18 protein-coding genes and 2 tRNA genes are annotated in these 21,911 nt (G+C 32.9%); 12 read left to right on the forward strand and 8 right to left on the reverse strand.

The window, feature by feature from the left end; genetic code table 11:
- The first annotated feature begins 156 nt into the window (after nt 1–156).
- Together IEX65_RS12915 and treF are read left to right on the forward strand one after the other, a co-directional pair.
- Complete coding sequence (locus IEX65_RS12915; protein ID WP_188766497.1) at nt 157–1,416, forward strand: MFS transporter; 1,260 nt, start codon at nt 157–159, stop codon at nt 1,414–1,416.
- A gap of 30 nt (nt 1,417–1,446) precedes the next feature.
- Nucleotides 1,447–2,937 carry an alpha,alpha-trehalase TreF gene (gene treF, locus IEX65_RS12920; protein WP_188766498.1) on the forward strand — a complete coding sequence of 497 codons (1,491 nt, stop codon included), beginning with the start codon at nt 1,447–1,449 and terminating at the stop codon, nt 2,935–2,937.
- An 80-nt stretch (nt 2,938–3,017) separates the two neighbouring features.
- Here the strand turns inward: treF and IEX65_RS12925 are convergent, their stop codons facing one another.
- Together IEX65_RS12925 and IEX65_RS12930 are read right to left on the reverse strand one after the other, a co-directional pair.
- Entirely contained in the window at nt 3,018–4,400 is a 1,383-nt protein-coding gene (locus tag IEX65_RS12925; RefSeq protein ID WP_188766499.1) for a vanadium-dependent haloperoxidase, read from the reverse strand.
- A 136-nt stretch (nt 4,401–4,536) separates the two neighbouring features.
- On the reverse strand, nt 4,537–5,913 hold the full coding sequence (locus IEX65_RS12930) for an L-serine ammonia-lyase (RefSeq protein ID WP_188766500.1): 1,377 nt from the start codon (nt 5,911–5,913) through the stop codon (nt 4,537–4,539).
- A 147-nt stretch (nt 5,914–6,060) separates the two neighbouring features.
- Between IEX65_RS12930 and IEX65_RS12935 the strand changes: the two genes are divergently transcribed.
- Nucleotides 6,061–8,523 carry a bifunctional glycoside hydrolase family 9 protein/polysaccharide deacetylase gene (locus IEX65_RS12935; RefSeq protein WP_188766501.1) on the forward strand — a complete coding sequence of 821 codons (2,463 nt, stop codon included), beginning with the start codon at nt 6,061–6,063 and terminating at the stop codon, nt 8,521–8,523.
- 82 nt (nt 8,524–8,605) lie between these two features.
- Complete coding sequence (locus tag IEX65_RS12940; RefSeq protein ID WP_188766502.1) at nt 8,606–9,073, forward strand: redoxin domain-containing protein; 468 nt, start codon at nt 8,606–8,608, stop codon at nt 9,071–9,073.
- A gap of 149 nt (nt 9,074–9,222) precedes the next feature.
- Here the strand turns inward: IEX65_RS12940 and IEX65_RS12945 are convergent, their stop codons facing one another.
- Nucleotides 9,223–9,561, reverse strand: a complete 339-nt coding sequence (locus IEX65_RS12945; RefSeq protein ID WP_188766503.1) for a phage holin family protein — start codon at nt 9,559–9,561, stop codon at nt 9,223–9,225.
- A 125-nt stretch (nt 9,562–9,686) separates the two neighbouring features.
- The gene (hisIE, locus tag IEX65_RS12950) at nt 9,687–10,289 is read right to left on the reverse strand and encodes a bifunctional phosphoribosyl-AMP cyclohydrolase/phosphoribosyl-ATP diphosphatase HisIE (RefSeq protein WP_188766504.1); all 603 of its coding nucleotides are present in this window, start codon (nt 10,287–10,289) and stop codon (nt 9,687–9,689) included.
- Between the two features lie 141 nt (nt 10,290–10,430).
- Here hisIE and IEX65_RS12955 point away from each other — a divergent pair, with 141 nt between their 5' ends.
- The 7 genes from IEX65_RS12955 to IEX65_RS12985 all read left to right on the forward strand — a co-directional run bounded on the left by IEX65_RS12955 (nt 10,431) and on the right by IEX65_RS12985 (nt 17,303).
- Nucleotides 10,431–10,880: an energy transducer TonB gene (locus tag IEX65_RS12955; RefSeq protein ID WP_188766505.1), complete on the forward strand. Its 450-nt coding sequence runs from the start codon at nt 10,431–10,433 to the stop codon at nt 10,878–10,880.
- Between the two features lie 108 nt (nt 10,881–10,988).
- Nucleotides 10,989–11,061 (forward strand) — tRNA-Gly (locus tag IEX65_RS12960).
- A gap of 59 nt (nt 11,062–11,120) precedes the next feature.
- Nucleotides 11,121–11,206: transfer RNA gene (locus tag IEX65_RS12965), tRNA-Leu, on the forward strand.
- Between the two features lie 439 nt (nt 11,207–11,645).
- Nucleotides 11,646–13,163 (forward strand): restriction endonuclease subunit S, encoded by a 1,518-nt coding sequence (locus tag IEX65_RS12970; RefSeq protein WP_188766506.1) that lies wholly within the window; start codon nt 11,646–11,648, stop codon nt 13,161–13,163.
- Nucleotides 13,160–14,716, forward strand: coding sequence for a restriction system-associated AAA family ATPase (locus IEX65_RS12975; RefSeq protein WP_188766507.1), 1,557 nt, complete (start codon nt 13,160–13,162; stop codon nt 14,714–14,716). Before IEX65_RS12970 ends, IEX65_RS12975 begins: the two co-directional genes overlap by 4 nt.
- Nucleotides 14,717–14,718: 2 nt before the next feature.
- A complete protein-coding gene (locus IEX65_RS12980; RefSeq protein WP_188766508.1) occupies nt 14,719–15,810 on the forward strand; it encodes an HNH endonuclease in 1,092 nt (363 codons plus the stop codon).
- Nucleotides 15,807–17,303: a type I restriction-modification system subunit M gene (locus IEX65_RS12985; protein ID WP_188766509.1), complete on the forward strand. Its 1,497-nt coding sequence runs from the start codon at nt 15,807–15,809 to the stop codon at nt 17,301–17,303. Before IEX65_RS12980 ends, IEX65_RS12985 begins: the two co-directional genes overlap by 4 nt.
- Before the next feature lie 158 nt (nt 17,304–17,461).
- Here IEX65_RS12985 and IEX65_RS12990 read toward each other — a convergent pair whose 3' ends face one another.
- Together IEX65_RS12990 and IEX65_RS12995 are read right to left on the reverse strand one after the other, a co-directional pair.
- Nucleotides 17,462–18,442, reverse strand: a complete 981-nt coding sequence (locus IEX65_RS12990) for a DUF3871 family protein (RefSeq protein ID WP_188766510.1) — start codon at nt 18,440–18,442, stop codon at nt 17,462–17,464.
- Nucleotides 18,443–18,449: 7 nt separating this feature from the next.
- Nucleotides 18,450–19,301 carry an AAA family ATPase gene (locus IEX65_RS12995; protein ID WP_188766511.1) on the reverse strand — a complete coding sequence of 284 codons (852 nt, stop codon included), beginning with the start codon at nt 19,299–19,301 and terminating at the stop codon, nt 18,450–18,452.
- A gap of 523 nt (nt 19,302–19,824) precedes the next feature.
- On the opposite strand from IEX65_RS12995, the gene IEX65_RS13000 reads away from it, so the two are divergent.
- On the forward strand, nt 19,825–20,967 hold the full coding sequence (locus IEX65_RS13000; protein ID WP_188766512.1) for a DUF3800 domain-containing protein: 1,143 nt from the start codon (nt 19,825–19,827) through the stop codon (nt 20,965–20,967).
- A 234-nt stretch (nt 20,968–21,201) separates the two neighbouring features.
- On the opposite strand, the gene IEX65_RS13005 is transcribed toward IEX65_RS13000, so the two are convergent.
- A complete protein-coding gene (locus tag IEX65_RS13005) occupies nt 21,202–21,501 on the reverse strand; it encodes a DUF6804 family protein (protein WP_188766513.1) in 300 nt (99 codons plus the stop codon).
- 180 nt (nt 21,502–21,681) lie between these two features.
- Nucleotides 21,682–21,909 carry a hypothetical protein gene (locus tag IEX65_RS13010; RefSeq protein ID WP_188766514.1) on the reverse strand — a complete coding sequence of 76 codons (228 nt, stop codon included), beginning with the start codon at nt 21,907–21,909 and terminating at the stop codon, nt 21,682–21,684.
- Between the last annotated feature and the right edge of the window lie 2 nt (nt 21,910–21,911).

Raw genomic sequence — 21,911 nt, forward strand, 5'->3', positions numbered from 1 at the left:
ACTTTGTTACTCAAACTACCACAAAAAAGTAGTATTGATTAAGAAATAGAAAAAACCTATGATGGATTATAAAAAGCGAGCTTCTGCTCGCTTTTTTTTAGATAATACAGCCTATTCTTACCCTTAAACTATCAACCTCATAAAAATCTATCTTCTATGCAAAACTGGAAAATCAAACTTTCACTGTATCTCAACTATTTTGTGTTTGCAATCCTGCTCAATAGTGTCGGTGCAGTGATTTTGCAAGTTCAAAGAAATTTTGATGTAACAAAATCTGACGCATCGGTTTTGGAGGGTTTCAAAGACCTGCCCATTGCCATCTGCTCTTTTTTGCTCGCATCATTTTTGCCCAAAATCGGCTATAAAAAAGCCATGCTTGTAGCTTTGGCATTGGTTAGCATTATTTCGTTCACGATTCCCTACGCCAGTGGTTTTTGGCATTTCAAATTGCTTTTCTTAGTAGTCGGAATTTCGTTTGCACTTATCAAGATTTCGGTTTTTGCCACCATCGGGCTTATCACAGAAGACATCAAAGAACACTCAAGTTTTATGGGCTTGCTCGAAGGTACTTTTATGATTGGGGTTTTATTGGGAAATATTTTGTTTAGCTTATTTATTGACAACGATAACCCTAAATCTGAAACGTGGCTCAGTGTTTACTGGATTTTAGGAGGCTTATCGTCAATTGCATTTTTGTTATTGATGTCGGCCAAATTAGATGAATCTGATGCAAAAATCGAAGGTTCTTCGCTCAGTAATGATTTCTTAGCAATGATTCGCCTCATTATTTTACCATTGGTGATAGTTTTCATCATCAGCATATTTTTATTTGTCCTTATCGAACAAAGTTTCCAAACTTGGACCCCGACTTTCTACAAAGACATCCTGAAAGTGCCTGCCAGTATGGGTATTCAAGCGGGAGCAATTTTGGCGGGAGCATTTGCCATCGGTCGTTTTGCATCGGGAGTTATTCTTCGTCGTTTTAGCTGGATTTTGGTTTTATCGGTCTGCTTGGCTATCTGTGCATCGTTGGTTTTATTGACTTTACCACTTACGCAAGGCATTGTTGCATCACCCGATACTAACTGGACAAACGCTCCAATTGTGGCATACATTTTTCCGATTATGGGTATTTTTTTAGCCCCTATTTATCCGACCATCAATTCTGTTATTCTTAGCTCTTTGCCCAAGCATTTACACAGCCCAATGTCGGGTCTGATTGTTGTTTTTTCGGCTTTGGGTGGCACAACGGGGTCTATTATCACAGGTCATGTTTTCGATGCTTTTACTGGACAAACGGCTTTTTATCTTTCACTCATTCCGATGGGTATTCTGATGGTTTGTTTGTTCATTCTCAATTCATTACAAAAGAAATCTAACGCTGAAATTTCTTTTACAAACACGGCTGGACATTAATTTTTTAAGTTTCGAGTTCCTATTATTTACATGACAAATTCGATTAAAAATATCTTTGACTTGGGGCTTTTGTTTGAGCGAGTTCAAACCGAAAGTGTCTTTCCAGATAATAAAACCTTTCCTGATTGTATAGCAAAAGATAGTTTAGATGCCATCAACGAAGCGTTTTTGAAAGAAAAAGACGCCGAAGGCTTTGATTTAAAGGCTTTTGTATCAAAATATTTTGAATTGCCTATCAACCGCACGGCAGCTTACGAAAGCGATAAGAATCATTCGATAGACGAGCATCTACAAACACTCTGGGCAGTACTGACTCGCGAACCCGAACAAGAAAATAGTTCATTGATTCCATTGCCCAAACCCTACATTGTGCCAGGTGGGCGTTTTGGCGAGGTTTATTATTGGGATAGCTATTTCACGATGCTCGGCCTGCGTGCCTCTGGAAAAATAGACATGATTGAATCAATGGTAGATAATTTTTCTTACTTAATTGATAAAATCGGACATATTCCAAATGGTAACCGAAGCTATTACGTGGGGCGTTCGCAGCCACCATTTTATTCGTTGATGGTAAAATTACTGAGCGAAGAAAAAGGCTTAGGAATGTTGGTAAAACATCTTCCATATTTAAAGAAAGAGTATGATTTTTGGATGCGAGGAAGCGAAGAACTTAGTTCAGAAAACAAAGCCTTACATAGAGTAGTGCTTATGCCAAACGGAGCTATTTTGAATCGTTTTTGGGATGAAAACAATACACCTCGACCAGAATCTTACAAAGAAGATATCGAACTTTCGCATCAATCTACGCAAGAGGCGAGCGTTTTGTTTCGCCACCTAAGAGCTGCTGCCGAATCAGGTTGGGATTTTAGTAGTCGATGGTTCAAAGAAACCAATTCATTTGCCAGTATTCATACAACCGATATTATTCCGATTGATTTAAATTGCTTACTTTATCATTTAGAAGATACGCTTTCGGCTACCTACTCACTGCTCGATGATAACGATGAAGCGAACAGATACCAACAATTAGCTCAAAATCGTAAAGTAGCGATTCAACACTACCTTTGGAATGAAACCGAAGGATGCTATTTTGATTATGATTTCGTAGAAAATAAGCCCAAAAGTCATTTAACATTGGCAGCGGTTTTCCCACTTTATTTCAAAATTGCCGAGCCGAGTCAAGCACAAAAAATTGCCGAACTCCTCGAAGACAAGTTTTTGAAGCATGGCGGTTTGCTTACAACCATTGCCCGAACTGGGCAACAATGGGATTCTCCAAACGGTTGGGCTCCACTTCAATGGATTGCCTACAAAGGCCTTTTGAATTATAATTTTGATGATTTGGCCAGTAAAATTCGCCATAACTGGCTGCAACTCAACCAAAGGGTGTATGAACAAACAGGAAAAATGACCGAAAAATATAATGTAGTAGATAATGGACTTTCGGCAGGTGGTGGAGAATACCCCAACCAAGATGGTTTTGGCTGGACAAATGGTGTTTATTTAGCAATGACTCATTAATTGAGAATTAAAAATTGATAATGGATAATTTTAAAAAGTCAAAAAACTTCAATTCTCCATTATCAATTCTCAATTAATCATTATTTTGTCCACTTCAAATTATTGATATTTTGACCTATTTTACGGCCTTCGGTCAAACCAGTATCATTATCGCTGCGGCAGTGAATTCCTCCCAAAAATCTCGAATAAGCCGATTCTTCGGCAGCTTCCCAAAACGAACCATACGAACGATTTTTATAGAAAATAAATGTGAGTGGGTCTTGACCACGACCTTCGTGTGAATCATCGGTATATTTAAACTCATTGCCATAAAGCTTTGTAAGAACGGTTGCCGAAGCAGCCGATTGCACCGAGTGGCCTGAATAAAACGCAGGGAACGGTGGTTCTGGCCAAAACGATAACCATGAGCCATCAATATAGGTTCTGATAAACGTTGAAGGACGCTCTGCATTATAGGTATATTTTGCTTTCCAGCAATTTGTAAACGCATCAGCTATCGACATCCCAACCATTGCATAAGTCTGTGCGGCTTTGATAAGAGTTGGTTTGGCAGTTTTTACAGCAATACGTGCGATACTATACGAATGTCCTGGAGGCGTAAAAGTACGGCTTGGGTCATCTCCCCAAAACAAGGCTATTTCTTTTTCTTCTTGTGTCAAAACCTTATTTTTAGCATAAACCTCTAAAAACTGAGCATAATATTGCGAATACGGGCTGGCATTATACGCAATCGGTTTTGGAATCGGCAATGTATTATTTGCTGTTGCAAACGTTCTGTTTTTACCCCAGTATGGATGCAAGGGTAATGTACTTGCCGATTGGCTAAAACTCGGTGTTCGCCAATAACCCAAACCAACAGGTACCATGTAGTCAGTTGTAAAATTTCGGTTATAACCTTGATAGCCACCATCAGTTTTTGACCACTCAAAAATTGCTTTCGCTACATCTTGCCCATATTTTACCGAACGGTCGATTATATCTTGCTTTTCGGCTTTATATTCGGCTAAAATCTTACTTTCGAGCGAATCAATCGACTTTTTATTTACATCAGATGTTTGCTCGTAAACATTTTTGATAATCCAAGCTTGGCCAGCATTGAGACTCAAAGCCCAATTATATTTCTGAGTTGTATCAATTTTGGGTAAAGAAGTCAAACCATTGAGTTGTCCCGCCATTGATAAATAAGCCTTATTTCCACCAACAATACTTTCATACATCGTAAGGCCAATATAGCCAAAACCTCTCGAAGCGTACGTTGGTGTATTTCCTGGGGTTTTCTCGGCAATAACGAGTGTCATTTTGCCCCATCTGATTGCCGTACTGGCAGTGGTAGTATCAACCACAGCAACAGGTGCAGGGTCTTCTTCTTTAGTTTTATTACAACCATTCATAAAAAGCCCACTTGACAATAAGCCAATGGCAATGATTGCAACCTTAAATTTTCTTTGGTAATAACTTTTCATTCCCTCAATATTTAATAAATTATATAGCAGTTTGCTTCAAAAATTGTACCATTTGTATCAATTTTTGCTTAATATTAATTTTCAAAATTACACAATTTCGGAAATAACACAAATTAAATCCGAAATTGCGGAAAAATTAACACTCAGTGGCACTCAAAGCCAAACCTGCTTGTGAGGTTTCTTTGTATTTTTTCGACATATCACGACCCGTGGCTCTCATTACTTTTATAACACTATCAAGCGAAATCTTCTGTGCCGAAGCATTTCCCGACGATGACAGTAAGTAAGCATTATAGGCTTTAATTGCTCCCATGGCGTTACGCTCGATGCACGGAATTTGCACGTACCCGCCAATTGGGTCGCAGGTCATGCCTAAATGATGCTCAATCGCAATTTCAGCGGCCGCTTCTACAATTTCGATGCTTTTTCCTGCACAATAAGCCAACATTGCAGCGGCCATTGCCGATGCTGAGCCAATTTCACCCATACAACCCATTTCAGCACCCGAAATACTGGCATTGTGCTTAATCAGAAAGCCGACCGCAGCGGCAGCCAACATTCCTTCACGGAGACGTTGTTTATCATAATGATAATGATTACGTAGCAAGAAAAATACCCCAGGAATAACGCCAGATGCTCCCGAAGTAGGAGCTGTGACAACGATATTTCCAGCGGCATTTTCTTCCGAAGCAGCCATGCAATAAGCATTCAGAAAAATCATGAAACTATCGCTCGTTGAAGCAAGGTTTTTGGCTTGTTCGTACAAAACAGGGGCTTTTCTACGCAATTTGATTGTACCAGGCAATAACCCTTTATGACGCAAACCTCGTTTGACAGCTTTGTGCATTGCTTCCAAAATATCATCAATTTTCTGAAAAATCTCTTTTCGTGAAAGCCCCGTCAAAGCCTCTTCATTGGCAATCATCAAGTCAGTCAGCGTAATTTTATTCTTCAGTAAATGCTCCTTCAACTCCTTCATAGTCGTAAAGGCATACTTTGGCATTTTATCATTCTCGATACTCAAATCTTCTCCTTTTCGTTGAATAAAGCCCCCTCCTACTGAGTAATATTCTTCTTCTAATACAATCTCATTGGCACTTATCAGCTTAAAGACTAAAGTATTTGGGTGCGGAGACTCGTAGCGTTTTTTTTCAAAGACAATACTTTTGGCTGTGAGTTGCACCTGACTGTCAGCTACTTGGGTTTTATAGGTATCGGTTTCATTTTTTAATAGTGCTGTAAAAGCCGTTGGCTCGCAAGTGTCTGGCAACCAACCCAACAGCCCTGCAATCACGGCTCGGTCAGTACCATGTCCTTTGCCAGTGGCACTCAATGAGCCGTACAAATGAATCATAATCTGTGGAGTTTCGAGCGATTGTATAGCTGCCAAAGCATTGGCTCGTTGCAGAAAATCATAGGCTGCTTTCATTGGGCCTATCGTGTGCGAACTCGACGGCCCCGGCCCAATCTTGAATAAATCAAAAATTGATGTTTTGATAGGTTCGTTTAACATATAGTTTTTATGATGAAGTTTTTTGTCGAATTTCTGTAAGAAACCTACCCTTTGTTTCCAAAGGAGTATATCCCGAAAATAAAAATTCGATTTTTAATGCAAAGTACGTATTTTCACAAAAAAAACCTTCAATTCATACATTTCACTATGAAATTCATCAATACACTATTCTTTATTCTAACCTTCACACTTCTCGGAACTGCTCAAAGTTACATTCGGGTCAATCAGTTGGGATATTTACCCAACTCGATAAAAGTGGCCGTAGTAATGAGCAACCCAAAAAGCCCAATCCAATCTTTCGAAATCCGTGATGCTTTGAGTGAGAAAATAGTTTTGCGTTCGACCAAAGTAAGGCCAAGTGGACAATTTGGTAATTTTGCAGCTACTTATCGCTTAGATTTTTCCACTCTCCAAAAAAACGGCATTTATTATATACAAACTACTGATAGTCAATCGCCTAAATTCAAAATTTCAGAAGATGTATATGCAGGAAGTGCCGATTTTTTATTGAAATATATGCGTCAACAACGATGTGGCTATAATCCATTTTTAAAAGATTCTTGTCACATTCACGATGGTTTTAGGGTTTATCATCCCGACCCCAGAAAAGATTCAACTTTCATCGACGTAAAAGGAGGTTGGCATGATGCTTCTGATTATCTGCAATACACCACCACAACCGCCAATGCCGTTTATCAAATGCTTTTGGCCTATAAAAGCAATCCTGCGGCCTTCAAAGACCTATACGATGCTCGTGGTTTAGAAGGCAAGAATGGTATTCCTGATATAATCGACGAAATAAAATGGGGTATTGATTGGCTTGTAAAAATGAACCCTGCTTATGGCGAAATGTATAACCAAATTGCCGACGACCGTGACCACCAAGGCCTAAGACTACCCAACAATGACCCTACCTCCTACGGAAAAGGCAAAATGCGACCAGTATATTTTTGCACAGGCAAACCACAGGGAGCATTTCAGCACAAAAGTAGAGCAACGGGCATTGCCTCAACCGCAGGGAAATATGCTTCGACCTTTGCCTTAGGAGCAGACGTTTTGCAGAAATTTTATCCGACACTTTCAAAAACATTAAAAACCAAAGCATTAGAAGCCTACGATTGGGGTAAGAAAAATCCAGGGGCTTGCCAAACTGCTCCTTGTCGAGCTCCCTATTTTTATGAAGAAGACAATTGGACTGATGATATGGAATTAGCCGCTGCCGAGCTTTCTAAACTTACAGCCAACAAAACTTATCTGAAAGATGCAGTCAGCTTTAGTAAGGAGGAAACCGTTACGCCTTGGATGATAAACGATACTGCTCGCCACTATCAATGGTACCCGTTTATGAATGCGGGTCATTATCAAACAGCAAGCCAACTAACTGATAATAAAGCTTTTATCACTTACTATCAAAAAGGCCTAAGTGCCATTGAAGCTCGGGCCAAAAAGAACCCATTTTTGAATGGAATTCCTTTTATTTGGTGTTCTAATAACTTAGTAACTGCCACTCTTACCCAACTAAATTTATACCGAAAAATTGGAGGTAAAGGTTTCGACGAAATGGAGGCTTCGCTCCGAGATTGGCTTTTTGGCTGTAATCCGTGGGGAACAAGCATGATTGTAGGTTTACCCAAAACGGGTGATTTTCCAGAAGACCCACACTCGGCATTTACTTACTTGAAACAATACCCGATTGATGGAGGATTGGTCGATGGCCCCGTCAGAAACTCCATTTTCAAAGGCTTAAAATACGTAGCTTTGCGTTTCCCCGATGAATATGTGAGTTTTCAATCAAATATGGCTGTTTATCACGATGATTTTGGCGATTATTCGACCAATGAACCAACAATGGACGGAACGGCTGCACTGACTTATTATCTGTCGAGTTTAGAGACCAAAAAGCCTTTACCCACTCCCACCAATCTGACCATCAGCAAGGGAGCAATCACACGATTCGATACAAAAACTAAAACGATTCGTTTGGTATTTACGGGGCATAATTTTTATGAAGGAGGCGAGAAAATTCAACAAACATTAAACAATGAAAAAATCAAGGCCTCTTTCTTTTTTACAGGAGATTTTTACCGAAATCCTGAGTGTAAATTGCTGATTACGAAACTAATCAATGATGGACATTATTTGGGAGGGCATTCGGACAAACATTTGCTCTATAATGATTGGACAAAGCGAGATTCTCTGCTCGTAAGCAAGCAACAATTTGAAGATGATTTAAAAGCCAATTATGCTGCCATGAGTACCTTTGGTATTAGCCAGCACAAAGCTTCTTATTTTATGCCTCCTTTTGAATGGTACAACGAAACAATCGCCAACTGGACAAATGCTTTTGGACTTAAACTAATCAATTTTACGGCTGGAACAGGTTCAAACCGAGACTATACTTACCCCGAAATGGGCAATAAATACGCTAATAATCAGACGATTATGAGTGATATTATAAAATATGAGCAGACAAGTCAAGATGGATTAAATGGGTTTATATTGTTGGTTCATTTAGGAACTGACCCTCGACGAAAAGAAAAATTTTATGACCAACTCGGCGAACTAATCAAAGATTTCAAGAAGAAAGGTTATAAATTTGAGCGTTTATGATTCATATTTTTTAAAACTTTGTCAAACTTTCTATTCAATTTCTTAGTTATCAAAATAATTTTAACCAAAATAAATTCTAATCATGGCATTAAAAGTAGGCGACCAAGCACCCGATTTCAAATTATTCAACACCGATAAAGCAGAAATTAACTTGGCTGATTATCGTGGTAAAAACGTAGTAGTTTTATTTTTCCCTTTGGCATTTACAGGCGTATGTACGGCAGAACTTTGCCAAATGCGTGACGATATAGCAACTTATTCGGGCTTAAACGCCGAAATCTTAGGTATCTCGGTTGACTCTATCTTTACTTTGGGTAAATTCAAAGCAGAGCAAAATCTTCCTTTCAATTTATTATCAGACTTCAACAAAGAAACTGCACAGGCTTACGGAGCATACTACGATACTTTCGTTTTCGGAATGCACGGTGTAGCCAAACGTTCGGCTTTTGTAATTGATGCAGAAGGTGTTATCAAATACGCCGAAGTATTAGAAAGTGCAGGTGATTTACCAAATTTCGACGCTGTGAAGGCAACCTTAGAGAGTTTGTAACCCGAAATGATTTTAATCGTTTCTACTAAAATAAATTCCATTGTTCCCTTAGTCAGTGATTTCAATCGCTGGCTGGCTATCATAACAACAAAAAGTCCATTGTCAGAGAAATTATCTTCGACAATGGACTTTTTACTATTTAGCAATCATTAGTCTTGGAAAGTACCCACCACACTATTCACGATTGAAAGAATAAAACCAAAAATCAATGGTTGAATAAAACCACTTACTTTGAAGCCATCAACCAAATAATCACACAGATAAACAATAACTACGTTGATAACCAACGAAAACAGCCCGAGGGTAAGAATTGTAATCGGCAAAGAAAGTAGTTTGAGTATCGGTTTGACGAATGTATTCAGAAAACTCATTACCAACGCAACAATCAAAGCCGTTGTGATGGTATCAACTCTGATTGCATTCAAAAATTGGGGCATGAAATAAACCGCAGCGGCACAACACGCCAAACGAATCAAGTAATTTATCATAAAATCTACTATTGAGTGAGTGAATGTTAGAATGATTGAATATAAAGTTAATGAAGTATTATCATTTCATCAAAAATTTTCTCAAATCATAAAATTCTATCATTCGCTAATTCTATCAATCAAAATTATTTGTGACGCTTAATTAGCACATCAAGCACCTCATCGAAGGTATAATTCTTTTGTTCCAATAACACCAAATAGTGATAAAACAAATCGGCAGCTTCGCCCAAAAACAATTCTTTATTATCGTCTTTAGCTTCTATTACCAACTCAACGGCCTCTTCACCAACTTTCTGAGCAACTTTATTTACACCTTTCTTGAATAACTCCGTCGTGTAAGATTTATCCGATGGATTCAATTTACGGTCTTTGATTACAGCTCGTAAACGATTGATAAACAATACTTTTCCATCATTAACTTCCTGAAAACAAGTATCATCACCCGTATGGCAAGTTGGTCCATCTGGCGAAGCATAAATCAAAATCGTATCGCCATCACAATCGACCAATACATTTTTTACGTGCAGAAAATTGTTTGATGTCTCTCCTTTAGTCCAAAGTCTTTGCTTACTGCGGCTAAAAAAAGTTACAATTTTATCGGTTATTGTTTTCTCATACGCTTCGGCATTCATGTAGCCAAGCATAAGCACTTTGCCCGTAATCGAATCTTGGATAATCGCAGGAATCAATCCATCGGGCGATTTATCAAAAGCTATTGTTCTATCCATTTATTGAATTACAATTTTAAAGAATCTTATCAAAAGACTTCCAAATATCATATTTAGATAATTAGCTAAATATTTTTAAAACTAAATTTTCCTATTATTTTTGCAAAAGTACAGATGTTAAAAACTTAAACTCACAAAAACATGAAAAAAATATACTTCATTGCCCTTTTTTGCTGCTCGTTGGTAAATACGGCTCAAAAAAGCACCGCTGATACGCTGATTTATACAACCACTGATGTCGCACCAAGCTATCCACAAGGCTACCAAGCACTTTACTCGTTCATTTGTGCGAACGTTAGTGTACCAGTTTCTGAAATTCCGACCGAAAAAAACAAGAATACCGTTTTCATCAAATTTGTTGTAGAAAAAGATGGAAGTACAAGTAACTACGAAATAATGAAAGGAATCAATAAAACTTGCGATGCCGAAGCGATGAGAGTGATAAAATTAATGTCCAATTGGAATCCAGGCGGCACGACTAAATATAATAAATTCCAGCCATTGAGAATGTACATGACAATTCCGATAAAATTTTTTCAAAATTTTTCAGCGTGCGAAGCATCTTATAATCAGATATTTACAAAAAAATAATAAAAATTTTACAACTTTTTTGTTTCAAACACTTGACAAGTAAGAAATCTCGCTGTACCTTTGCACCACATTAAGACAGAGACACCAAGTCAAAATCAAAAATGTAATGCGAAAGTAGCTCAGTTGGTAGAGCGTAACCTTGCCAAGGTTAAGGTCGCGAGTTCGAGACTCGTCTTTCGCTCGAAAATATCAAGCACCTCATCGGTGCTTTTTTTTTCAAGAATAAGGTCAAACTTGTTCGCCGAGGTGGTGGAACTGGTAGACACGCAGGACTTAAAATCCTGTGAGCTTTTAAACTCGTACGGGTTCGATTCCCGTCCTCGGTACAAATCCTGCAAAATAAAGGCAGAAAAAAACAAAAAAAAAGAGTGTAAAATGTTGATTATCAGCAATTTACACTCTTTTTCTTTTTAGGTTCTTTATTTTTGTTTTGTTATTTTTTGTAGAAGAATTGTAGAAGAATTGTAGAAATTTTTTTTTAAAGTTGTAGAAAAAATTAATTACATTTAAAATATTAGTAAAACACTATCAAATCAAACAAATATATTAATTTACACATACTTTTAGAAAGTAGTTTAATTGTAATTATTTACCTTTTAACTTATTATTTACGAGTATAATCTATCCTATAACGTTAACAGAAATGTATGATAAATAAGTAACAATTAATTTTCATCATACAGAAGCCATGATTTACATATAGAAGCATTGTATAAGTTATTGTAGAAACCTAAATTTACGATTAAAAATAACTCAAATCTAAACTTGAAAAAGACAAAAAATATACCTAATACTTGGGAATGGGTTACTATTAAAGATATTGCTATAACAAGTAGTGGTGGTACTCCTGATAGGAACAATGCAAGTTATTTTAAAGGAGATATTCCTTGGGTTAAATCAGGCGAACTTAACTATAACACAATTGTTCAAACAGATGAGTATATAACACAAGAGGCATTAGATTCTTCAAGTGCTAAAGTTTTTACTAAAGGTTCATTATTAATTGCCTTGTATGGTAATACTGTTGGAAGAATGGCTTTTTTGGGTATTGATGCCGCTACCAATCAAGCTATTGCATCTATTAAGCCATTTAGAATAAACCCCAAATATTTATATTATTACTTAATAAACTCAAAAGAAGAGTTATTAAATAAACGAGAAGGTAGTGCACAACCTAACATTAGTCAAAAAGTATTAAATGATTTCTCATTCCCTCTTGCCCCAATTGAAGAGCAAAACAGAATTGTTGAAAGAATTGAAGAGTTATTTAGTGAATTAGACAAAATAACAGCAGAACTCAATGAAGCAAAAACTAAAGCAAATCTTTTACTTAGAGCTTTGTTGAATAACTCTTTCTCAAATGTTAACACCTATTTTGATATTAGAAAATTAGAGGACTTATGTGAAAACATTACAGATGGTTCTCACTTTTCACCTGAAACAACTTTAGAAGGATTTCCCTATATTACAGTTAAGGATGTAAAAAATGATAGAATAGATTTTGAAAATTGTAAAAAAATTAGTGAAGAATCATTTCTGAAATTAAAAATTAGCGGATGTAGTCCTAAGTTTAATGATTTATTATTTTCTAAGGATGGAACAGTTGGTAAAGTTGTTATTAATGATTACAAATCTGATTTTGTTGTATTATCTTCTTTAGCCATTCTAACACCTAATCAAAATAAAATTTTACCACAATATTTATTTTATTATCTAAAATCTGATTTATTCCTTAATCAAGCCTTAAACTCAAAAAGGGGGGTTGCAATTAAACGTATTGTTTTGAGGGATTTAAAAAAATTGAAAATTAAGATACCAACAAATCTTAACACACAGTTAGATATTGTTACTAAAATTGAAGAAGGATTTTCTAATATTAACACGTTAATTGAAGAAATAGCATCAAAAATACATTCAAATGACAATTTAATTAAAAAAATCCTCAAAGATGCTTTTCAAGGGAACTTATCATCTCGCCTAAATACAGATACATCAGTTAAAATTTTGTTAGACGAAATAAATACAGAAAAAACAGAATATTTAGTTCAACAACACGAGATAAATAAGAGTCGTCCCAAATTCAAAAAGGTAGAATCAGAATCTTTAGTACATATTATTAAAAAAAATTTCATGTCCAAAAGTTTTAGTTTTCACGAATTAGTAGATAAAGCTATTACAACAAATAGTGAATTTGAAAAAGAGTTTGATTTATTAATGAGTGAAAATATATTGTCAAAAATGTATGATGAAAAATCAAAATCAATAAAATTTAGGTTAAAATGAAATTAAGAAAATTAGTCATATATGATATTGATTACAAACCTTTAATAAAAGGCATTGAATTGTTCTTTCCTAAAAGTGACGAAAATTATATTAATGCAAACTGTTTTATTGGAATAAATGGTTCTGGTAAATCACAAACTCTTGAAATTATAGCTGAAATCTTTTTGTTTTTGGAAAATGTATTTAGGAAGGAAAACAAAAAGAATAATTTATTTTCTCCATTTGGATTTAGAATCGAATACGAAATCACAAAAGAAAATATTGAATATTTGATGATTTTTGATTGTGAAGAAATTAAAACAAAAGAAAAAGATATTCAAATTGAAATTTACAAAAAAGATAATGAGGACTTTTCTGCAATTGACATAATTGGTTTAAATATTTATGAGTTTCTGCCAAGCAAAATCATAGGTTATAGTTCAGGTGCTAATGAAACAATAAGTCTTCCTTTCGACTCTTATTATGATGAATATGCAGAATATACTTATAATAGAGCCTTTGGAAAAGTTATAGGAGATGACTATGACCCAAATATGTATTTTATGAATTATAATACAAATTTAGGAATTGCAATAAGTAGCTTAATTTTTAGAGAAGATATTCCTAATATTGATAAAATTTTATCAATATTACAGATAGAGGATTTAATTAGTTTCCAAATAACAATTCAAACATTTCCACCTGATACCCCAAACAAACAGCAAGGGGGAGTAATACTAACACCAGAATTAGAAGAATGGAAAAATAGATTGATAAAGCTCGCTGATAAACCATTTTATGAGGAAAAACATAAGAAATATATTCTAAAATACAATCTTGACGATATTACAAGAATGGCTTTTAAAGCTAACTTTGCCAACGCTTTTGAATTATATACATGTCTTTATAAATTTGAATTGTTGAATAATTTAATAGTTGATAAAACCACTAAAGAAAAAATTAAAAAAGAGAGAAAGCAAAGACGACTATTAACAAAAATGCCAATGGTCTCTGACATAAATAAGGTTTTATGTTATTCTGAATTAAAACTAAAACTTAAAAATGAAAATAAAGTTGACTACCTTAGTTTAAGTGATGGAGAGCATCAATTTTTAAATGTTTTTGGAACATTATTAATGATAAATCAAGATAACTGTTTATTTCTCTTAGATGAACCTGAGACACATTTTAATCCAAAATGGAGAAGAACGTTTATTAGTACACTAAAAGACATTACTGAGGGGCGTAAACAAGATATGATAATAACTACACACTCTCCATTTGTTGTTTCAGATTGTAAAAAAGAAAATGTTTATATTTTTAAAAAAGAAAATAATGTTATAGATATTGAAAACCCTCAAAAAGAGACCTTTGGGGCATCATTTGATAACATTTTAGACATGGCTTTTGATATAAAAATTCCAATTTCAGAAGATTCACTAAATGAGATTAATAAATTAAATAAAGAGAATGACCCCAGCATAATAAATGATAAACTCCATGATTTTGGAGAATCAATGGAAAAAATCAAACTATTAAGTAGAATAATTTTGTTAAATTCTAAAAAGGAATAGCAATGCTGTATAAATATGAATTTGTTAAGCATAGAAAGTTAAGAGAGCTTAACTTCCATTTCCTTTATTTTATCAGAAAGATAAAAGGCATAAAAAAAAGTACGCCTTTTACTCCTAAAATTTACTTTCACCAAAGTTTTCTTAATCAATCGGGGCAAATTGCTCCTAAAGGCACATTTAATAAAGAAATTCATTCAAAATTTAATTTATTTTTTAATGATTTTAAAAAATTAAAACAAGACTCTAAAAATGAATTTTATAATTTAGTTGTCTTTTCAAACGATATTCATCTATATTTTGAAGACAATAGTATTAATGAAGTTAAGTCATTAAAAATTGAAAACATTAAAAAGATTTTAAAATCTGATTCATTTAAAAATTTGATGGATTCCTTATGGAAATATTTAAAGTCAACAGCTTGGGAAATAGATAAACATTATGAAGAATTTTATAACAAACTTCCTAATTCAAAAATGTGTCCATTTTGTGGCTTAAATGAAATTTCAAATCAAACGTTATTTAAGGCGGACTATGACCACATAGCTAATAAAGCAAAATATCCTATATCTTCTATAAACCTGAAAAACCTTGCACCATCTTGTTCTGAGTGCAATCAAAAATTCAAAAGCGATAAAGATGTATTTTATAAAAATAATATTAGGAGAGTTTTCTTATATCCATATCTTTTCAATAGTAAATTTCAAAATCAACATATTGAAATAGATTTAACTGGTAGTATAATTCCAAATACCGATAGTAACAATATGGATGGGAAATGGCTTGTTAATATACATCCTACTAATAACTTTAATCAAACATGGAATGAAATTTATTCTGTAAAGAAAAGATACTGTTTCTCTTTATATTTAAAACATTATAAATGGCTTCAAGAATTTACCCACTCACTAAAAATAGCAAATATCAATTTTGCAAATCAAGTCGAGCTTATAGAGTATTTATCAAGTTATAAAGAAATGTTTAATCCGAATGATAGTTTACATACGGAATATCATTTAAAATATTCATACTTTAAATATTTAGAAATTTCATTTAATGATGTGTTATTCAATCAAATAAATATGATGTGTGCATGATAAAAAATACTTTAGTAGCAAAAATATGGTCATTTTGTGATACATTAAGGGATGATGGAGTAAGTTATGGTGATTATTTGGAACAAATAACATACCTATTATTTCTTAAAATGGCTGATGAATACTCAAAGCCACCATTTAATAGAAACTTTAATATACCCCAAAATTGTGATTGGCAATATTTTCTAAATCATCCTTTAGATGGATTAACTTTAGATTATGTAAATGCTTTGAATGCTTTATCAAAATCAGGTAAAATGTTGAGCAAAATTTTTACTGGTGCTCAAAATAAAATTCACGACCCATACAAACTAAAAAAACTAATTGAACTCTTAGATGAGGATAATTGGGTTTCAGAATCTGTCGATATAAAAGGAGATATTTATGAAAATCTTCTTCAAAAAAGTGCTGAAAGTAGTGGTGCAGGCCAATACTTTACACCTCGTTCGATTATTAAAGCAATTGTTGAGTGTATAGACCCTAAACCATTAGAAACAATTTCTGACCCTACTTGTGGTACAGGAGGATTTTTTCTTGGAGCTATTGAATATTTGAATAAAAACTACCAAGAAGAATTATCAATAAAACAAAATAAAGAGTTTTTGCAGTTTAAAACTTTTCATGGTTGGGATATTGTTCCATCAACTGCACGACTATGCTTAATGAATTTGTTTTTACATGGGATTGGAGACTTAAAAGAGAGCCCTGAAATTGATGTTATTGACAGTTTAATAGAACCTCCTAAAGAAAAAGTTAAAATAGTTCTTGCTAATCCTCCATTTGGAAAAAGTAGTACTTATACAATTACAAATGATGAAAAGTTAGCTAAACAAGAGGCATACATATACAGAGATGATTTTTGGACAACAACGAGTAATAAACAACTTTGTTTTGTGCAACATATAATAAATATGTTAGATTCTGATGGACGTGCTGCTATTGTACTGCCTGATAATGTTTTATTTGAAGGCGGTGCGGGAGAAATTATTAGAAAGAAATTATTAGAAGAGACTAATTTACACACTATTTTAAGACTCCCAACTGGAATTTTTTATGCTAATGGTGTAAAATGTAATGTTTTATTCTTAGAGAAGCAAAAAACAATAAAACGGGCATTAACTGATGCAATTTGGTTTTATGATTACAGGACAAATGTACATCATACATTAAAAAAACACTCTTTACAATTTAAACATTTAGAGCCATTTGTAAAATGTTATCATTCTAAAGATAGAGAACAAACTGCTGAAACATGGAGTGAAAAGAATATAAATGGAAGATTTCGTAAATATTCATATTCAGAACTAATAGCAAGGGATAAAACTAATTTTGATATTACTTGGTTAAAAGATAATAGCTTAGTTGATTTAGATAGCCTTCCAGAGCCAGAAATATTAGCACAAGAAATTGTAGATAGTTTAGAAAGTGTATTAAACAGCTTTAGAGAGGTTGTTAGAAGTCTTTCAAAAAATGACAATTTGCTAAATGATTAAAAACCTTAGTTACAATTCAATAATTTCCACATTCATTTTCAGGAGTTTTGTAATCAAGGGTAAAACTGTCTCAAAAGAAGTGGGCAACAAAATACAGCATAACCCCCATTGTAGCTACTAAATAAGGAGTTAAGATATTTTCCTAACTCCTTATTATTTCAATTCAAAAACCAATTACCCTGTTTACTTTCAAGTGCTTGTACTACACTATTAGTAAAATCAAAGGCATTTACCCCCCTATCAAGAAAAGTATCAATGTATGATTGTTTATTAGCACCAGTGAATAGATTATAAGTATTCCATAAACTAATGCTACCATCATCATTTCTACAAAATGACTTATCTTGATAGTAATCTCGTGCTACCATGTTGATTTGTGAATCTCCAAATGATAATAGTGGTAATTCTTTCTTTTCTTTTACTGGTAGATAATTATACAACTTAGATTTACCAATCAATGTAGCAAACTGATGCTCTGTCAATGAGTAGTTCATTAAATTCTGTAATGCTAATAATTGTTGCTCGGCTCTGTAATTAGTAATAAGTTTGTAAATCTGTTGCATTAACTGATTTACATTATTAGCTTTTAAATTACCTACAAATCCGTCTGACCATACACAAAGATTACAGCATACTTTGTTCTGAAAGCCAATGAATACTTTAAAATGTTCATCACCTCCTTTTTTACTGTATAGATTATCAAGACTATATGACTTAACACCTCCAATAGTTAGATTTAATGTATTACCATTAACATTATCTCTAATTGTAGGTATTTCTATTACAAAAGCCATTCTTTCATAATAGATAGTCTTTTCATGTTCTAATAAATCTTTTGCAGGTTTATCTTTAGCTTCAGGTGTACGTCCTTTTATTGGATGTGATACTCTAATAGCAGGATGTAATATCTGTTCATTCTTATACACATGATTTACTACTTCTAAGGTAGAATTAATAAAATCTTGATGGGATATTACTGGCTCATTGTCTTTCACATAGACAGGTATTAAATGATTATGTTCGACATCATACATACTCATTGGTTCTGTATTAGCTTGGATAAATACGTTATCGGTTGACACTTGATAATTATCTAATACAAGTGTTGGTTGTGGTTTAAATAATGTTTGAAGCTCCATTGTAGTATTATTTTGATAATGAGTGATTAACTGTTAATTGTAGTAGGTATTTCTTTTGATTAAATGCTTGTTTATAATCGTTTTGTATTTCAGGTGTAGAGCTTAAATACAATTCTCTTAACTCGTCCATTGTAACACAAGATTTTATCAGTAATAAGATATTATCATTATTGTCATCTGAAAAAGAAGAATTTGGTTGTTTACACCATTGTACTATTTGTTGACCTATTTCAGCATTTAGTTTAAAGTCAGATTTATTCATAAATAAACCTGTACGGTCTTTACTGGCAGTAGCATTATGTTTACAATCAATATCAAATACTAATGTAAATTCATAATCTATGCCTTCACGTTGAATAGGTTTTAATCCTACTTTCTCAGGAATTTGTTTACCATTCTTTTCTTGTAATACATAATCTTGTTTAGTACGAATAGTACAAATAACATGAGCATTAGCTTGTAGAATGGTATTAATAAACTGATTGTGTCGAGGTGTAAATTTTGACCAGTTGGTATATGAATTACCTGCTAATGCTCCATGCTGCTCTAAAATATAGTCCCATTCGTGAGAGATAGAATCTATAATAATAACCTCCATTTGAGCCTTTAAACAGACGTTTATAGCTTCTTCATACTTTTCAGGTGAAAATGGTTCTTCAATATTCAAAACATTGTAAGAACCTAAATGTGAGTATAATTCAGCACTATGATTTTCAGTATCAATGATGGCTATTTTAGACCAGTCATTAGTCATACCATAAGCTAATAATAAAGCAGACATTGATTTACCTGAACCTGAACCAGCTTGTAAACCAATTTTAATCTTAACATTTTGTCGTTTTGCTACTTGTAATTGCATATTGATTAAGGTTTAGATATTAATAAAAAAAGGGACATAACTAATGTTATATCCCTCGATTACATAAATGAGTTTGTTGATAAATAGAACCTTAAAGGTTATTGTAGATTTACTACTTTACTACATATTCATACCTATACTAACCAATTTTCAAAGTATATATAATAAGGTAGCTTAGAACTAAATATATGATACTACTTTTTTAAAATCAATGATAAAATACTTTATTCTTTGTGAATAGATACTGTTATAAATTAGTGGGGGGGATAGAAAAAAATATTCGTATAGGGGGGAGGGGGCTAATATTAACATATACATGTATGTATATGTTAAAAAGTGACATTTTTTAATCCTGTACAGTTTTGTTTATAATTTAACTGAATAACATAATTGAGTGATTAATTTGAGATTCACATTAATTGCATATAAGACTTTTTTTTTTCATTTTTGATATTAGAAATTTACGATAGTCAGCCTCTTCCATTATATTAATCCTTTTTTGCTACTATAATTAACATATAAAATGAAAAATTTACTTGCGTATGCAGATGAGTCAGGAAATAATTCTTTTGATTTTGAGAAACAAAGTACACATTTTATTATTGCAGCTATCATAATAAAAAAAGAGAATGTGTCTAAAATAGAAAATGAAATTGAACAAATTAGAAAAAAATATTTCCAAACTGGTGAAATGAAATCTTCTAAAGTTGGGGATAATCATCAGCGTAGACTAAAGGTACTTAATGAAATTAGCAAAGTAGATTTTTCAATTTATGCCATTGTGGTAGATAAAAGAGAGCTATTCAGTGAAGGCTTTAAATATAAAGGGTCATTTTATAAGTTCCTAAATAGATTAGCTTATACTGAATTATTCAGAGCCTATCCTGATTTGCATCTAATGGTAGATGAACATGGTTCAAATGATTTTATGAGGGGTTTTAAGAAATATATCCTCAAACATCATGTAATGGATTTATTTACTGAATCTGATTTTAATTTTATACAAAGCCCCCAAAGTGTTTTAATACAGTTAGCTGATTTTATTGCAGGTACATTAGGAAGATACTACGATGAGTCTAAAAAGTCAGAATTTAGTAGTCAATTTCTTGAAGTTTTAAAACCAAAAATAGCAAGTTTAGATATATTTCCACTCAAATTTCAATCTTCTCAAATCAACATTGATGAAAATGAAAGAGATTATCATAAAGTTATTGCAGATTTTGGATTAAGAAAAGCAATGGAATTTATAGATACAAAAAAAGTTATTAGCCAAGAAGATTCAGACCAAATTGCTTGCTTAAAAGTTTTAATGCTCTATTTCCGTGTATATGACTACAAAAAATATATTTCAACTAAAGAAATTATCAATCATTTGCAAATAGGAAGAAAAGAACCACTTAATGAACACTATTTTAGAACCAAAATTATTGCTAAACTAAGAGATAGTGGCGTACTAATTACCAGTAACAGTGCAGGTTATAAACTACCATCTTCAACAAGTGACTTATATAAATTTATTCAACATGGAAACAGTGTTATCTCTCCAATGATTTCAAGGATAAAAAAATGCAGAGATAGTATAAAGCTCGCAACCAATAATGAGATTGATATACTTGATAGACAAGAATTTAAAAATTTACGAATTATGTTAGAATTAGTGGATTGAAATGACCTCCTAAGTTTACAATTCAATAACTTTAACTGTATAAGAGTATAGTTTTTTGGTTAATGTACTTTAATTTCTAATTACAAAAGCAGTAAAGCCATATCTATAAAAAATCAATCTGAAAAAAGAAAATTTTCGCTATACAAAACATAGTAACTATATAATACATATAGCAAAATACATCATTGTAAAATCTTCTTTTTTCAGATTACAATACTACAATATCATAATAAATTATTTATTTTTAATAGTAAATACACCAAAAATGTTTAATATTAATCCAATTCCTACTATTAAATCAATAGTATTCCAAAGAGTTCTTCCAAGTGATATTTTTATCAATGGCTGAAATAGAATAGCTAATACTATATAAATAATAGTTTCTATATCTTTCTTTTGTTGGTTAGAATCAAATGCTAAATATCCAAATCCTATTAATGCTAAGAATCTTACAAATTGATAAAATCCATAAGGCATTTTAAATAAACAAAGGAGAAGTAATATAGATAAGGCTAATTTTATGATTTTATCCATTGTGAGATTAGTTATTGGTACAATAGCACATATCTTTTTTTTCAGATTGTAGTGCTACTGTACTAATTGATTTCGGTTATATTTTATAATAGAAACTGAGTATAATTTTAGAAATTTACTCTGTCAGAATCCTTATATTAATCCAAAAGGTTGTTAATTTCTATTCTTCTTAGTAAAGTTTTATGGCTTCTTTTTTATATAATTTCTGTACAAGTAAACAATTAAAGCTATTACTAATCCCAAAAAATATAATCTAACAGTACCCAAATCATCATCAAGTGATTCTTCGGGATAATCTTTTCCTTTAAATATCATTCTTATTGAAAATAAACCCGATATTATAAGAAATGCAATTACAGCAATAAATAAACAGCCCGACCCATCATTTTTTTTATCATCATTTTCCATAA

The organism is Emticicia aquatilis (genome assembly GCF_014644295.1).
Taxonomy (GTDB): Bacteria; Bacteroidota; Bacteroidia; order Cytophagales; family Spirosomataceae; genus Emticicia; species Emticicia aquatilis.